The sequence below is a fragment of the Variovorax boronicumulans genome, from assembly GCF_040544675.1.
Taxonomy (GTDB): Bacteria; Pseudomonadota; Gammaproteobacteria; order Burkholderiales; family Burkholderiaceae_C; genus Variovorax; species Variovorax boronicumulans_D.
Genome location: NZ_JBEPKK010000005.1, coordinates 226,091 through 241,313 on the forward strand (window position 1 = coordinate 226,091; position 15,223 = coordinate 241,313).

Consider the following 15,223-nt stretch of genomic DNA (forward strand, 5'->3'; position numbering starts at 1 on the left):
CATACCGGGGGCACCGACATGGCAAAGAAGGCGCCACGCCGTACGGCGCAACGCATCCTCGAAGCCGCTTTGGACCTGTTCAACCGCTTCGGGGAGCCGAACGTCTCGACCACGCTGGTGGCGGGCGAACTCAACATCAGCCCGGGCAACCTGTACTACCACTACCCGGCCAAGGAAGAGCTGATCAACAGGCTCTACGAAGGCTACGAAGCCGAGCTCAACGAGCTGCTCCACGCGAGCGAAGGCGTCAATGACGTGGAGGACGCCTGGTTCTTCCTGCACACGCTGTTCGAGCTGATCTGGCGCTACCGCTTTCTCTACCGCGACCTGAACGACCTGCTCAGCAAGAACCGGCACCTGGAAACCCAGTTCCAGCTGGTGCTGAAAAACAAGACGCGCGCCATCCGCCAGATGATCGCCGGCCTCGGCCGCGCCGGCCACCTGGACATCGACGCCCACGAGGTCGACACGCTGGCCCAGAGCATGGTCGTGGTGCTCACCTACTGGCTCAGCTACGAATACGTGCGCAACCCGCGCGAGGCGCTGGAGCCGGCGCACGCCCAGGGCGCGCTGATGCGCGGCGGCCACCACACCCTGCACCTGCTCGCGCCGTACCTGGCGCGCGAGCAGCGTCGGCATCTGCTGACGCTGAGCAATGCCTACAACGGCGAAGACGTCCCGAGCAAAGCAGCGACTCCCACTGCAGACATGGCGGCCTAGGGCCTGTTCACACCATGCCCCACCCCGACTTCAAACCGCTCTCGCTGATGTCCGCCAGCCCGGTGGCCGCCAACACCGAACCCTGGCGGCCCCTGCCCTACCCCGATGCGCCGCGCTTCGACGCCCGCAGCCTGCTGCCGCACTGGCCGCGCCTGCACGCCGGCCATGCGCTGCCGCCGCCGCACGCCGACGCCCCGCTGGCCGAGGGCTGGGCGCTGTACCACAGCGGCGAATTCGAACGCGCCGCCGCCATCGGCCTGCTGCACGGCTCCGAAGGCCTGGTGCTCGCCAACCAGGCGACCGCGATCTACGCCAATTACCTGGAGCCGCGCGAGGCCGTGCGGCTCGCGATGTTCCGCCAAGTGATCGAGCGCGCCGGCGCGCAGGCCGCCGCCGAACCCGACAACTGCCAGGCGCTGTACTGGCAGGCCTATGCGCTGGGCCGCTACAGCCAGGGCATCAGCGTGGCGCGCGCGCTCGCGCAAGGCCTGGGTACCAAGCTCAAGGACGCGCTGGAACGCGTGATCGCGCTGCAGCCCAAGCACGCCGACGCGCACATCGCGCTGGCCGCCTTCCATGCCGAGGTGATCGACAAGGTGGGGGCGCTGGTCGGGCGCATGACCTACGGCGTGCGCGCCGAGACCTCCATCGAGCTTTTCGAGCGCGGGCTCGAACTGCATCCCCATACGCCCGCGGGGATGATGGAGTACGCCCGTGCGCTCTTGATGCTGCACGGCGATTCGCGCATGGGCGAAGCCACGCAGCTCTACGAGAAGGCCGCGGCGCTGAAGCCGGCGGATGCGCGCGAGCGGCTGGATGTGGAGCTGGCCCGGGCGGGGTTGCGGGACTGAAGCGCCTCGCGCTCGCGGCGTTCGCAGGTACCGGCAGGTACCTCGCAATTTAAGATGCCGGATTCCAGTTTTTTCGATGGATCCATCCATGTCCGACCTCCACACCCAGTTCGAAGCCGCCCAGGCCAACTCCAAGCTCCTGGCCGAGCGCCCCGACAACCCGACGCTGCTGAAGATCTACGGCCTTTTCAAGCAGGCCACCGAGGGCGACAACACCGCCAAGAAGCCCAGCTTCAGCGACATCGTCGCGCGCGCCAAGTGGGATGCGTGGACCGCCCAGAAGGGCGCGAGCGCCGACGAGGCCAAGCAGAAGTACATCGACCTGATCGAATCTCTCCGGAACTAAAACTGCGCGAAGAACCGTTCGGGCTGAGCTTGTCGAAGCCTTGCGCAACGCTTCGACAAGCTCAGCGCGAACGGCCTTGCCTTTCAACCCACGATCCGCCGCGCGCGCAGCGCCGAGATCTGTTCGTTGCTGAGACCGATCTCCTTCAGCACCGCATCGGTGTCCGCCCCCAGCGCCGGCGCGTTGTGACGGTGGCTGGCCGGCGTGAGCGAGAGCTTGGGCACGAAGCCGGGCACCGCGAGCGCGCTGCCGTCTGGCATTTGCACCTGCTGCAGCATGCCGCGCGCGGCGTAGTGCGGATCGGCCGCGATGTCGGCGATGGTGTAGATGCGGCCGGCCGGCACGTGCGCGGCATCGAGGGCGGCCAGCACTTCGTCCACGGTGCGCGCGGCGGCCCAGTCGCCGATGGCGGCGTCGAGCATCTGCACCTGCGCCACCCGCCCCGCATTGCCGGCGAGCGCCGGATCGGCCGCGAGATCGGGCCGGCCGATGCATGCCATCAGGCGGCGAAAGATGCTGTCGCCGTTGCCCGCCACGATCGCGTAGCCACCATCCGCGCAGCGGTACGCGTTGGTCGGCGCAATGCCGGGCAAGGCGCTGCCCGCCGCCTCGCGCACCGCGCCGAACGCCCCGTATTCCGGCAGCAGGCTTTCCATGCAGTTGAAGACCGCCTCGTAGAGCGCCACGTCGATCACCTGCCCCTTTCCCTTCGGATGCTCGGCGCTCACCGTCGCGTGGCGGTGCTGCATCGCCATCAGCACGCCGATCACGCCGTGCAAGGAGGCCAGCGTGTCGCCGATCGACACGCCCACGCGCACCGGCACGCGGCCGGGCTCGCCCGTGAGATGGCGCAGCCCGCCCATGGCCTCGGCCACCACGCCGAAGCCGGGGCGGTCGCGGTACGGGCCGGTCTGGCCGTAGCCGCTGATGCGCAGCATCACGAGGCCGGGGTTGGCGGCCAGCAGCGCGTCGGGGCCGAGGCTCCAGCCTTCCATCGCGCCGGGGCGGAAGTTCTCGATGAGCACGTCGGCCTCGGCCGCAAGCTGCCGCACGATGGCCTGCGCCTCGGGCTCGCGCAGGTCGAGCGCCAGCGAGCGCTTGTTGCGCGACTGCACCTGCCACCAGACGGAAGTGCCGTCCTTCAGCAGCCGCCAGGTGCGCAGCGGATCGCCCGCGCCGGGCGGCTCGATCTTGATCACTTCGGCGCCGAAGTCGGCCAGCGTGCGTGCGGCGAAAGGCCCGGCGATCAGCTGGCCCAGTTCGACGACCTTGAGGCCGGCGAGCGGGCCGGCGGCGGTGGCGGGCGCTGCGGTGGAGGAAGCGGTATTCGTCATGGCGCCAGAGTGTGCCGTGCCTCGGCGCGCGCCCTCCGGGCCGGGAAAACACCTATGAATTCTTGACACGGCAGTTTCGGCGATCCCGCACCGCAGCAATCGCCCGCCAATCGCCCCTCTCCCCCGAGGAGAAAGGCCTTTGCTGCACTGCAACGCCTTGGCCGGTCCGCTTGCACCAAGCTCAAAAAAGTATCAGTTTCGGACGCTGTCTTTGGTTGTTGGCGCCGCAGGCGATTCGTACAGTCCGCTCCACGGTGTCACACCCACCCCACCCACAGAACAAAGAGACAAGGAAAGAAGACCGCTCATGCAGCCCGATCTGGAAATCGTCGAAGTCCGCAGCGATGAATCGTTCACCGTCTGGGCGCACGGCTATCCGTACCGCACGGTGCGCTGGCACTTCCATCCCGAGTACGAGATCCAGCTGATCGTGGAGACCCGGGGCGTCTACTTCGTGGGCGACCACGTGGGGCACTTCGAGCCCGGCAACCTCGTGATGACGGGCCCGGACCTTCCGCACAACTGGATCAGCGACGTGCCCGCAGGCCAGAGTGTCGAGCGGCGCGGCATCGTGATCCAGTTCCCGGCCGGGCTGATGAAGAACATGGCCACGGCCTTTCCCGAATTCGAGCGCGTCGCGCCGCTGCTGGCCGAATCCGGCTCGGGCCTGCTGTTCTCGGCCCAGACGGCCATCGCGGCCAAGCCGATCATGGAATCACTGCTCGAGGCGCGGGGCCTGCGCCGCGTGATCCTGCTGCTCTCGCTGCTCGAACTGCTGGTCGACAGCCACGACCGCCAGCGGCTCGCCAGCCCCGCCTTCAAGCCCGACCCGAAGGCCTTCATGTCGCACGCCATCAACAACGTGCTCGCGCACATCGCCGCCAACCTGGGCGACGAACTGCGCGAACCCATGCTGGCCGAGTTGGTGGGCCAGAGCCCCAGTGCGTTCTCGCGCTCCTTCCGCAAGCACACGGGCCAGTCGTTCGTGCGCTATGTGAACCGGCTGCGCATCAGCCGCGCCTGCGAGCTGCTCACCAACAGCGAGAAGCCGGTGCTCGATGTCTGCATGGACGTGGGCTTCAACAACGTGTCGAACTTCAACCGGCAGTTCCTGCTGCACAAGCGCATGCCGCCGACCAAGTTCCGCAACTTCCATCGCATGCAGGCCGCGGCCTCGCGTGCCGCCAAGTCGCCGTAGCCGGCGTCCGTTTTTCGTTCCCCGCGTCGTTTCCGGCGCGGCGCATCGGGCGCCGCGTGGGGCACGCCTTTGCCCGCGTTTTTTGTCAGCCAACAAACCCAAGGAGACCGCAACCATGAAGAACCTTCTCAAAGCCACCGCCCTCACCGCCGCCCTGGCCTGCGGCGCCACCGCCGCACAGGCGCAGGCGCCCAAGCAGCCGCTGCGCATCGGCATGAGCTTCCAGGAGCTGAACAACCCCTACTTCGTGACGATGAAGCAGGCGCTGGAAGAAGCCGCGGCCAGCATCGGCGCGACCGTGGTCACCACCGACGCGCGGCACGACGTGGCCAAGCAGATCGGCGACGTGGAAGACATGATCCAGAAGAAGGTCGACATCCTGCTGCTGAACCCGACCGACTCCACCGGCGTGCAGTCGGCGGTGCGTTCGGCCAAGAAGGCGGGCCTGGTCGTGGTGGCGGTGGACGCGAATGCGCAAGGCCCGGTCGACTCCTTCGTCGGCTCCAAGAACACCGACGCCGGCCGCCTGGCCTGCGAGTACCTCGCCAAGAGCATCGGCGAGAAGGGCGACGTGGCGATCCTCGACGGCATTCCGGTCGTGCCGATTCTGGAGCGCGTGAAGGGCTGCCGCGAAGCGCTCGCCAAGTATCCCGGCATCAAGGTGGTGAGCACGCAGAACGGCAAGCAGGAGCGCGCCACCGCGCTCACCGTGACCGAGAACATCCTGCAGGCCAACAAGAACCTCAAGGGCGTCTTCAGCGTGAACGACGGCGGCTCGATGGGCGCGCTCGCGGCCATCGACGCCAGCGGCAAGGACGTGAAGCTCACCAGCGTGGACGGCGCGCCCGAAGCCATCAAGGCAATGCAGAAGCCGGGCTCCAAGTTCATCGCCACCACCGCGCAGTACCCGCGCGACCAGATCCGCCTGGCCATCGGCATTGCGCTCGCGAAGAAGTGGGGCGCCAACGTGCCGGCGGCCGTGCCGGTCGATGTGAAGCTGATCGACGCTGAAGGCGCGAAGACCTTCACCTGGTAAGCGCTCGGAACCGCGCCGTGACAACGAACAACAACGCCGAGATGCTGCGGCTGGAAGGCGTCTCCAAGCGCTTTCCGGGCGTGAAGGCGCTCTCGGGCATTGACCTCTCGATCCGCAAGGGCGAAGTGCACGCGCTGCTCGGCGAGAACGGCGCGGGCAAGTCGACACTGATGAAGATCCTCGGCGGCATCTACCAGGCCGACGAGGGCCGCATCTTCATCGAAGGCAGCGAGCGCAAGTTCGCGGGCTACAACGACGCGATCGCGGCGGGCATCGGCATCATCTTCCAGGAGTTCAGCCTCATCCCGTACCTGAACGCGGTGGAGAACATCTTCCTCGGCCGCTACCTGAAGAACCGCTTCGGGCTGTTGGACAAGGCGGTGATGAAGCGTTCGGCGCAGCAACTCTTCGACGAGCTGGGCGTGCAGATCGACCTCGATGTGCCGATCTGCCGGCTCTCGGTCGCGCAGCAGCAGTTCGTGGAAATCGGCAAGGCGCTGTCGCTGAAGGCGCGCCTCCTGGTGCTGGACGAACCGACCGCCACGCTCACGCCGAACGAGGCCGGGCATCTCTTCAAGATCATGCGCGAGCTGCGCGCCAAGGGCGTGGCGATGATCTTCATCTCGCACCACCTCGATGAGATCTTCGAGGTGTGCGACCGCATCAGCGTGCTGCGCGACGGCGCCAACGCCGGGCACGCGGATGTGGGCGCGACAGATGTGGATGCGCTGGTCGAGATGATGGTGGGCCGCAAGATCGAGCACAACTTTCCGCCCAAGCCCGTGCCCGCGCCGCGCGGACGCAAGGTGCTCGAGGTGCCGGAGATCCAGCTCTTCAAGGGCGGGCCGGTCAACAACTTCGCGCTGCATGAAGGCGAGATCCTCGGCTTCGCAGGCCTCGTGGGATCGGGCCGCACCGAACTCGCGCTCGGGATGATGGGCGCCGACCGCGTGCACCGCAAGACGGTGCTGCGCAACGGCAAGCCCGTGCGCCTGAACGACCCGACCGAGGCACTGCAGAACGGCATCGGCCTGCTGCCCGAGAGCCGCAAGGTCGAGGGGCTGATCACCGACTTCACGATCCGCTTCAACATCTCGATGAACAACCTGGGCAGGCACAAAACTGCCGGGCTCGTGAGCCAGAGGTCGGAGAAGCAGTCGGCCGGCGAACTCGCCAGGCGGGTCGGCGTGAAGGCGCCGAGCATCGAAACGCGCGTGGCCACGCTCTCGGGCGGCAACCAGCAGAAGGTGGTGATCGCGCGCTGGCTCGGCCATGCGAGCGAAGTGCTGATCTTCGACGAGCCCACGCGCGGCATCGATGTCGGCGCCAAGGCCGAGATCTACAGCCTGATGCGCGAACTCACGCGCCAGGGCAAAGCCATCGTGATGATTTCGAGCGAGCTGCCCGAGATCGTCGGCATGTGCGACCGCGTCGCCGTGTTCTCGGGCGGGTCCATCGTGGCCACGCTCGAGGGCGACTCCATCAACTCCGGCGACATCATGCGCCACGCAACCACAGGGGGTTCGCAATGAATGCCACCGTCACTCACCCCACGCCGCCGGCTCCCGCCGGCGGGTTCTTCACCCAGTTGCGCCGCTCGACGGCCTTCCTGCCGTTGGTGGGGCTGGTCGCGATCTCGGCCTTCATGATCGTCGCGACCGACGACTTCCTTTCGTGGGGCAACCTGCAGAACATCGCGCTGCAGTCGTCGATCAACGCGATCATCGCGGTGGGCATGACGGCCGCGATCCTCACCGGCGGCATCGACCTCTCGGTGGGTGCGGTGGTCGCGCTTTCGGGCACCTTGGCCTCGGGAATGATGGTGCAGTTCGGGCTGCCGCCGATGCTCGCTGTGCCGCTCGGGCTGGCCGTGGGCGTGGTGATCGGCCTCTTCAACGGCTACTGCGTGGCGTACCTGCGCATGCCGCCGATCATCGTGACGCTGGCCACCATGGGCATCGCGCGCGGCATTGCACTGATCTACACGGGCGGCTATCCGATCGACGGGCTGCCAGAGTCGTTCGCTTTTCTCGGCGGCGGCGTGCTGGCGGGCATCAAGGTGCCGATCCTCATCATGCTGGCGACCTACATCGTGGCGTATGTGCTGCTCAACATGGCGCCGTTCGGGCGGTATGTGTATGCCATCGGCGGCAACGAGGAGGCGACGCGGCTCTCGGGTGTTCGGGTGTCGCGCTACAAGCTGCTCGTGTACGCGCTGAGCGGTCTCACCGCGGCCACCGCGGGCATCGTGCAGGCGGCACGCGTCACGAGCGGGCAGCCGGGCGTGGGCGTGGGCTTCGAGCTCGATGCGATCGCGGCGGTGGTGATGGGCGGCACGTCCATCGCCGGCGGACGCGGCGCCATCGTCGGCACGCTGGTCGGTGCGCTGTTGCTCGGCGTGCTGAACAACGGTCTCAACATGATCGGCGTGTCGCCGTATCTGCAATTGATCATCAAGGGCGGGATCGTGCTGCTCGCGATCTTCATCAGCCGCGAGGCCAAACGCTGACCCCTTTGTCTTGCTCCTTCCCCTCCCGGGGGAAGGTGGGGATGGGGGCAAGCGGCGCTGGTTTGGCCACAGCGCCTCATCGACCGCCGCTCGCCCCCACCCCTGCCCTCCCCCGGAAGGGGAGGGAGAAAAACCGAACAACCTCTCTGACCTCCACAAGAACCCCATGCCTTACCAAAAGCTCCAGCCCGGCGCATCGGGCGCCATCGGCGAACTCTCCGCAGTGCAGGCCGCCATGCAGGCCGTCGTCTGCCACGGCCCGAAGGACTACCGGCTCGAAACCGTGCCGATGCCGACCATCGGCCGCAACGAACTCCTGATCTCCATCGCGGCCTGCGGCATCTGCGCCTCCGACTGCAAGTGCCACTCGGGCGCGAAGATGTTCTGGGGCGGCGACGGCCAGCCCTCGTGGGTCAAGGCGCCGGTCATCCCGGGCCATGAATTCTTCGGCTACGTCGAGGCACTCGGCGAAGGTGCGGCCGAGCACTTCGGCGTGGAGAAGGGCGACCGCGTGATCGCCGAGCAGATCGTGCCCTGCGGCAAGTGCCGCTTCTGCACTTCGGGCAAATACTGGATGTGCGAGGTGCACAACATCTTCGGCTTCCAGCGCCTCGTGGCCGACGGCGGCATGGCCGACTACATGCGGCTGCCGCCGACCTCGCGCGTGCACAAGATCCCCGACGGCATCTCGCTGGAAGACGCGGCCATCATCGAGCCGCTCTCGTGCGCGATCCACACGGTGAACCGCGGCGACATCCAGCTGGACGACGTGGTGGTGATCGCGGGCGCCGGCCCGCTGGGCCTGATGATGGTGCAGGCCGCGCGGCTGAAGACACCGAAGAAGCTGATCGTGATCGACCTCGTGCCCGAGCGCCTCGCGCTGGCCAGGGCGTACGGCGCCGACGTGACCATCAACCCGAAGACCGAGAACGCCGACGCCATCGTCAAGGGCCTGACCGAAGGCTACGGCTGCGACGTGTACATCGAGACCACTGGCGCGCCCATCGGCGTGACGCAGGGGCTGGAGATGATCCGCAAGCTCGGCCGCTTCGTGGAGTTCAGCGTGTTCGGCTCGGAGACGAGTGCCGACTGGTCGATCATCGGCGACCGCAAGGAGCTCGACGTGCGCGGCGCGCACCTGGGGCCGTACTGTTATCCGATCGCCATCGACCTGCTGGCGCGCGGACTCGTCACCTCGAAGGGCATCGTGACGCACGACTTTCCGCTGACCGAATGGGAGCGTGCGTTTGCGCTGGCCAACTCGCTCGACTCGATCAAGGTGCTGCTCAAGCCGCAGCCCCGGGAATTGTCATGAAGTACGTGATCGGCGTCGACATCGGCACCCAAAGCACCAAGTGCCTGCTGGTCGGCATCGACGGCAAGGTGCACGCGCAGGCCAGCGTGGCCTACCAGCCCGAGACGCCGAAGCCGCTGTGGGCGCATCAGGACGCCACGGTGTGGTTCGACGCGGTGTGCGAGAGCGTGCGGGCCTGCGTGGCAAAGAGCGGCGTTGCCGCGTCGGACATCGCGGCAATGTGCGTGAGCAGCCTCTACGGCGGCGCGGGCATCCCGGTCGATGAAGCCATGCAGCCGCTGCACCCCTGCCTGATCTGGATGGACCGGCGCGCCACCGCCGAAGTCGATGCGGTGAACGCAACGGTCGATGTGGCGCGGCTGCAGGCGATCACCGGCAACGGCGTGGACAGCTACTACGGCTACACCAAGATCCTGTGGGTGCGCGAGCACCTGCCCGAGGTGTGGGCGAAGACGCGCTACTTCGTGCCGCCCAACAGCTACATCAACTGGCGCCTGACCGGCGAGCTCGCGGTGGACCACAGTTCGGCCGGCAACATCGGCGGCGTGTACGACGCGGCACAGCGCAGTTGGTCGGAAGACGCCCTGGCCATGCTCGGCATTCCGGCGCGCATGATGCCGCCGCGCTTGGTCGAATCGAGCGATGTGGTCGGAGGCCTCTGCGCCGAGTGGGCCGCGAAGCTCGGCCTTGCCGAAGGCATGCCGCTGATGGCCGGCGGCGTCGATGCGGCGGTGGCCACCTTCTGCGCGGGCGTGACCGGCAGCGGCGACCACGTCGCGATGATCGGCACCAGCATGTGCTGGGGCTTCGTGAGCCCGACGGTGGATGCGCGCCACAAGCTCATCACCATGCCGCATGTGTACCGGGGCGCGGACCGCAGCTATGTGTTCGGCGGCGCGATCACCGCGGGCGCGGCCGTCACCTGGTTCCGCGAAGCCTTCTGCCAGGCCGAGGTGGCCGAGGCCGCGCGCACCGGCGAAGACGCGCATGCGCTGATCGAGCGCAAGGCCGTCGACGTGCCGCCCGGCGCGGAGGGCCTGGTCTTCCTGCCCTACCTGATGGGCGAGCGCAGCCCGATCTGGGATGCGCAGGCCAAGGGCGCCTTCATCGGCCTCTCGCTCGCGCACAGCCGCGCGCACCTCTACCGCGCGGTGCTTGAAGGCGTGAGCTTTGCGCTGCAACACAACATCGAGGCCGGACGCCAAAGCGGCCAGCCGCTGGACGAACGCCTGATCGTGGTCGGCGGCGCAGCGCATTCGGACCTGTGGATGCAGATCGTCGCGGACATCACGGGCTACCCCGTGTTCACCATCGAGGAAGAGGTCGAGGCCGCCCTCGGCGCGGCGATGCTCGCGGCGCTCGGTGCGGGGCTGGTCGATGCGGCGACGGCCGAGCGCGGATGGGTCACGCTGGTGGAACGCGCGCGGCCCGAACCCGCGGCGCAGGCGGCCTATCGCGAGCGCTTCGATATCTACAAATCCCTCTACCCCGCATTGCGTGACGCGATGCACCGGCTCAAATGACGACCTCCTTCGACTTCTCCGGCCGTCGCGCCCTCGTGACCGGCGCGAGCAGCGGCATCGGCCGCGCGGTGGCGGTGCGCCTTGCGCAATCGGGTGCGGCGGTGACGGCCGTGGGACGCAACGCGGCGGCGCTCGACGCGCTGCAAGCAGAAGCCGGCTGCACGCCATTGGCGATCGATGTCGGCGACGCAAGCGCACTGGAACGTGCGCTCGCACCGTTGGCGGCTTTCGACCTCGTGGTGAACTGCGCCGGCATCGCATTGCTCGAATCCGCGCTCGACCTGCAGGCCGAAAGCTTCGACGCCGTGATGGCCGTGAACGCACGCGCCGCGGCGCTGGTGGCCTCGCGCTGCGGCAAGGCGATGATCGCGGTCGGCGTGCGCGGCAGCATCGTCAACGTGTCGAGCCAGGCCGCGCTGGTCGCGCTCGATGCGCATCTTTGCTATTGCGCATCGAAGGCCGCAATGGACGCGATCACGCGCTCGCTGTGCCTCGAATTCGGGCCGCACGGCATTCGCGTGAACAGCGTGAACCCGACCGTCACGCTCACCCCGATGGCCGAGCTGGCCTGGGCCGATCCGGCCAAGAGCGCGGCGGCCTTGAGGAACATTCCGATGGGGCGGTTTGCGCAGGTCGAAGAGGTGGTTGCGCCGATCCTCTTCCTGCTTTCCGATGGCGCGTCGATGGTCAGCGGCGTGGCGCTGCCGGTCGACGGGGGCTACACGATCGTGTGATGCGAACGAACCGTTCGGGCTGAGCCTGTCGAAGCCTTGCGCGGCGCTTCGACAAGCTCAGCGTGAACGGGTTTGTCTAGGCGAATCCGTTCAGGCGAAGCGCGTGCCGCCGTTCGGCGAATCGAGCAACTCGTCCAGGTTGCGCGAGATCTTCTGCTCGATCTGCTCGCTGAAGCTGCTGAACAGAAAACCCAGCGTCGCCTCCAGCTTGAAGGTGCTGGCCGTCACCTCGACCGTGCCGTCGATGCCGGCGCGGCTGAATTGCGCGACGTCGCAGTCCGCGCCCTCGGTGTAGGTGCACTCCAGGCCGTAGTCCTCCTCGACCTGCTGCACCCATTGGCGCGCGACTTCGCGGGCGCCGGCAATGCCCAGCGTGTGGTTTCTCTCGATATGGATGTCAGGCACCGTGATCTCCGTTGTTGTTGTCGCTGGAATGGGTTTGCAGGATACCGGTGGCGGCCTGCAAGGCACTCCGGCGTTCGTCCGTGGTCGGCAGCGCGGCAATGCGCCGGACCTCAGTGTAGAAGCGCGGCCAGCTGCGGCCCTCGCGTTCGAACAGCGCCTCGAAACTGGGCACCAGGTCGTCGTAGGCGCCCTGGGCGCCGAAAGCCGCGTTGTTGGCGCGCGCCACCCAGCCGTCGTAGGCGCCCTGGCGCGGGCCGGACCAGCCTTTCTTCAGCTCGGCGTAGCGCGCGCGAAAGTCGGCCATCGCGGCCTTCTTCAGCGCCTCGACGGCCGGCCAGTCCTTGGCCTTGGCTTCGGGCGACTCGTACACCTGCGTGAGCGCGCGGCGCGTGTTGAGGGCGAGCGCGCGAAAGTCCTGGCGCTGGCCGTCGAACTGCGCGTACTCGCGGCGCGCCGGCTCGCCGGCTTCGCGTTGCAGCCACATCGCCCCGCCGATGCGCTCGACCGCCGTGGCATAGGACTCGTTGAACACCGTGTCGCCGGGCACATACAGCACCTGGTGCGCGAGTTCGTGGAACACCAGGCGCGCGAGCTCGCCTTCGGGATAGCCGATGAAGGTGGACAGCAGCGGATCGCCGCCGGCCCAGTTCATCCAGCCGAGCGTGGAATACGCCGGCACGGGGTACACGGCCACTTCCAGGTCGAGCAGGCGCTGCGCCTCGGCTTCGGCCTTGGCCGCGTCCTCGCTGTAGTAGCCGCGATAACCCACGCAGCCGGCCACCGGAAAGCACCAGCTCTTGAGCGTGAGCGAATACGGCGGCGCGGCCACCACGTTCCACACGGCGGCGGGACGGTGCAGGTCGGCGTACGACTTGTAGCTCGCGTTGTCGGGCAGCCCCAGTTCGGCCGAGGCAAAGCGGCGGATGCGCTGCGTGAGTTCGAGCTTGGCCTTGAGCGGAGCCGACGTGGCCGGGTCGGCGAGCCATTCGGGCACGGGCCTGGCGGCCCGCATGATGTCGATGTGGCCGCTGGCGGACTGCCAGTAGTAGCCGAGGTCGGCGCAGCCCGACAGGAGCAGCGCGGCGGCGGCAACGGCGCAGGCGCGGGCTGCCCTCACCCCAACGCGCTCCCGGCGGCGGGGGGCGCAATGCGTTCCACCTCGACCAGGCAGTCGTAGAAAGTGGGGCCGCGGCCGATGTCGGTCAGGCGCTGGCTCGTGAGCTGGTTGACGTTGGTGCCGTCGCCGCCGAACTTGCGCCACCAGATGCCCATGCCGTGCACCACGCCCTGGCGCGCGCGGCGCGACACCTCGGCGCGGCAGCGGTGCTCGCCACGCTTGTTGAAGATGCGCACCATCGCGCCGTCCTCGATGCCGCGCGCGGCGGCGTCGGCTTCGTGAATCTCCAGCAGCGGCTCGACCTCGATGGCGCGCAGGCTGGTCACGTTGACAAAAGTGGAGTTGAGGAAATTGCGCGCCGGCGGCGAGATCATCGCGAGCGGAAACTCGGTCGAGCTGCCGGCCGGCTCCCAGTTGGGCAGGTGGTCGGGCAGGCCGTCCATGCCCATGGCCTGCAGGCGTTCGCTGAAGAATTCGCAGCGGCCCGAGGGCGTGGGGAACCTGCCTTCGGCAAAGGGCGCCTCGGGCAGCTTCAGGCTGGTGAAGCCCTGCGTGAGCATCTGCGCGTAGTCGATGGCGTTCTCGGCAAACGCGGTTCGGCACAGCGTCTCGTCGTCGTCCGTGAAGCAAGGGTCGGTAAAGCCCATGCGGCGCGCCAGCTCGCGGAACACCCAGGCGTTGCTGCGGGCCTCGCCGCGCGGCGCCACGGCCGGACGGTTGAGCAGCACGTCGGTGTGGCCGTAGCTGCAGTGGATGTCCCAGTGCTCCAGCTGCGTGGTTGCCGGCAGGAGGTAGTCGGCATAGTCGGCCGTGTCGGTGCGGAACTGCTCCAGCACCACGGTGAACAGGTCTTCGCGCGCAAAGCCAGCGACCACTTTCGCCGAATCGGGCGCCACGGCGACCGGGTTGCTGTTGTAGACCACGATGGCCTTCACCGGATTCGCCTCGTCCAGCAGCGCATCGCCGATGGTGCTCATGTTGATGGTGCGCGGGCGGCGCCCTTCGAGCAGGTCGGGACGCTGCAGCGCGGCGCGGTCGACCGGAAAGTGGCCCGAGCTGCTCAGCAGCAGGCCGCCGGCGCGGTCGCGCCAGGCGCCCACCAGCGCCGGCAGGCAGGCGATGGCGCGGGCCGCGTTGCCGCCGCCGCGCACGCGCTGCATGCCGTAGTTCAGGCGAATGGCCGCGGGCCTGGTGGTGCCGTAGGCCCGGGCCAGCGCCACGATCTGCGCTTCGGGAATGCCGCAGACCTCGGCCGCGCGCGAAGGCGGCCATTGCAGCGCGCGCTCGCGCAGCTGCGCCCAGCCCAGGGTGTGGTTGGCGATGTAGTCGTGGTCGAGCCAGTCATGCACCACGAGCTCGTGCATCAGCGCCAGGGCCAGGGCGGCGTCGGTGCCGGGCAGCAGCGCGATGTGCTCGTCGCACTTGTCGGCCGTTTCGGTCTTGCGCGGGTCGATGCACACCAGCCGGGCGCCGGCGCGCTTGGCGGCCTGGGCGTGGCGCCAGAAATGCAGGTTGCTGGCGATGGAGTTGCTGCCCCAGATCAGGATCAGCTTGGCCTCGGCGAAGAACTCGATGCGCATGCCGATCTTGGCGCCCAGCGTGTGCACCATGGCCTCGCCTCCGGCCATGGAGCAGATGGTGCGGTCCAGCAGCGAGGCGCCCAGCTTGTGGAAGAACCGCCGGTCCATCGACTCGCCCTGCACCAGGCCCATGGTTCCCGCATAGCTGTAGGGGACAATGGCTTCGGGTTTTCCCTGTAATACTTGAAGATGCCTGGCGATGTCGTCGAGGGCGACATCCCAGCTCACCGGTTCGAACTGGCCGCTGCCCTTGGGACCCACGCGTTTCAGGGGCTGAACCAGCCGTTCGGCATGGTCGTTGCGCTCGATGTAGCGCGACACCTTGGTGCAGAGAACGCCGCCCGTGTGCGCATGGGCGGCATTCCCCTGTAGTTTCACCGCCACGCCGTCCTTGACGGTGGTGACCAGCGCGCAGGTATCCGGACAATCGTGCGGACAGGCGCCGAGCACCGTGGTCGTTGCGGGGTGGGAAGTGTCGTGCAAGGAGTCCGGTGCGTGGGCCATCGGACAAGTCTAATTTGGAGCGCGGGCCAACGCGCAGAAGAGGTTTTCACC

14 protein-coding genes are annotated in these 15,223 nt (G+C 67.9%); 10 read left to right on the forward strand and 4 right to left on the reverse strand.

The window, feature by feature from the left end; translation table 11 throughout:
* Positions 1 to 18: 18 nt before the first annotated feature.
* The 3 genes from ABIC90_RS11700 to ABIC90_RS11710 all read left to right on the forward strand — a co-directional run bounded on the left by ABIC90_RS11700 (position 19) and on the right by ABIC90_RS11710 (position 1,917).
* Complete coding sequence (locus tag ABIC90_RS11700) at positions 19 to 720, forward strand: TetR/AcrR family transcriptional regulator (RefSeq protein ID WP_354354281.1); 702 nt, start codon at positions 19 to 21, stop codon at positions 718 to 720.
* 14 nt (positions 721 to 734) lie between these two features.
* Positions 735 to 1,571 (forward strand): hypothetical protein, encoded by an 837-nt coding sequence (locus ABIC90_RS11705; protein ID WP_354354282.1) that lies wholly within the window; start codon positions 735 to 737, stop codon positions 1,569 to 1,571.
* Positions 1,572 to 1,659: 88 nt separating this feature from the next.
* Positions 1,660 to 1,917, forward strand: a complete 258-nt coding sequence (locus ABIC90_RS11710) for an acyl-CoA-binding protein (RefSeq protein WP_354354283.1) — start codon at positions 1,660 to 1,662, stop codon at positions 1,915 to 1,917.
* 83 nt (positions 1,918 to 2,000) lie between these two features.
* Here ABIC90_RS11710 and ABIC90_RS11715 read toward each other — a convergent pair whose 3' ends face one another.
* Entirely contained in the window at positions 2,001 to 3,251 is a 1,251-nt protein-coding gene (locus ABIC90_RS11715) for a CaiB/BaiF CoA transferase family protein (protein WP_354354284.1), read from the reverse strand.
* 307 nt (positions 3,252 to 3,558) lie between these two features.
* Between ABIC90_RS11715 and ABIC90_RS11720 the strand changes: the two genes are divergently transcribed.
* The 7 genes from ABIC90_RS11720 (at position 3,559) to ABIC90_RS11750 (ending at position 11,566) form a co-directional block, all read left to right on the forward strand.
* Complete coding sequence (locus ABIC90_RS11720; RefSeq protein ID WP_354354285.1) at positions 3,559 to 4,449, forward strand: AraC family transcriptional regulator; 891 nt, start codon at positions 3,559 to 3,561, stop codon at positions 4,447 to 4,449.
* A 115-nt stretch (positions 4,450 to 4,564) separates the two neighbouring features.
* Complete coding sequence (locus ABIC90_RS11725; protein ID WP_354354286.1) at positions 4,565 to 5,485, forward strand: ABC transporter substrate-binding protein; 921 nt, start codon at positions 4,565 to 4,567, stop codon at positions 5,483 to 5,485.
* 41 nt (positions 5,486 to 5,526) lie between these two features.
* The gene (locus ABIC90_RS11730; protein ID WP_354354438.1) at positions 5,527 to 7,017 is read left to right on the forward strand and encodes a sugar ABC transporter ATP-binding protein; all 1,491 of its coding nucleotides are present in this window, start codon (positions 5,527 to 5,529) and stop codon (positions 7,015 to 7,017) included.
* Complete coding sequence (locus tag ABIC90_RS11735) at positions 7,014 to 7,994, forward strand: ABC transporter permease (protein ID WP_354354287.1); 981 nt, start codon at positions 7,014 to 7,016, stop codon at positions 7,992 to 7,994. Before ABIC90_RS11730 ends, ABIC90_RS11735 begins: the two co-directional genes overlap by 4 nt.
* A 166-nt stretch (positions 7,995 to 8,160) precedes the next feature.
* Entirely contained in the window at positions 8,161 to 9,309 is a 1,149-nt protein-coding gene (locus ABIC90_RS11740) for an alcohol dehydrogenase catalytic domain-containing protein (protein WP_436318200.1), read from the forward strand.
* Positions 9,306 to 10,832, forward strand: a complete 1,527-nt coding sequence (locus tag ABIC90_RS11745) for an FGGY-family carbohydrate kinase (RefSeq protein ID WP_354354288.1) — start codon at positions 9,306 to 9,308, stop codon at positions 10,830 to 10,832. The genes ABIC90_RS11740 and ABIC90_RS11745 overlap by 4 nt, the downstream gene beginning before the upstream one ends.
* Positions 10,829 to 11,566 carry an SDR family oxidoreductase gene (locus ABIC90_RS11750; protein ID WP_354354289.1) on the forward strand — a complete coding sequence of 246 codons (738 nt, stop codon included), beginning with the start codon at positions 10,829 to 10,831 and terminating at the stop codon, positions 11,564 to 11,566. Before ABIC90_RS11745 ends, ABIC90_RS11750 begins: the two co-directional genes overlap by 4 nt.
* A 90-nt stretch (positions 11,567 to 11,656) precedes the next feature.
* Here ABIC90_RS11750 and ABIC90_RS11755 read toward each other — a convergent pair whose 3' ends face one another.
* Genes ABIC90_RS11755 through ABIC90_RS11765 form a run of 3 tightly spaced genes read right to left on the reverse strand, consistent with a single transcriptional unit; the run spans position 11,657 to position 15,172 of the window.
* Entirely contained in the window at positions 11,657 to 11,971 is a 315-nt protein-coding gene (locus tag ABIC90_RS11755) for a polyhydroxyalkanoic acid system family protein (RefSeq protein ID WP_354354290.1), read from the reverse strand.
* Complete coding sequence (locus ABIC90_RS11760; protein WP_354354291.1) at positions 11,964 to 13,088, reverse strand: aminopeptidase; 1,125 nt, start codon at positions 13,086 to 13,088, stop codon at positions 11,964 to 11,966. The genes ABIC90_RS11755 and ABIC90_RS11760 overlap by 8 nt, the downstream gene beginning before the upstream one ends.
* Positions 13,085 to 15,172, reverse strand: coding sequence for a molybdopterin-containing oxidoreductase family protein (locus ABIC90_RS11765; RefSeq protein WP_354354292.1), 2,088 nt, complete (start codon positions 15,170 to 15,172; stop codon positions 13,085 to 13,087). The genes ABIC90_RS11760 and ABIC90_RS11765 overlap by 4 nt, the downstream gene beginning before the upstream one ends.
* Positions 15,173 to 15,223: the final 51 nt, after the last annotated feature.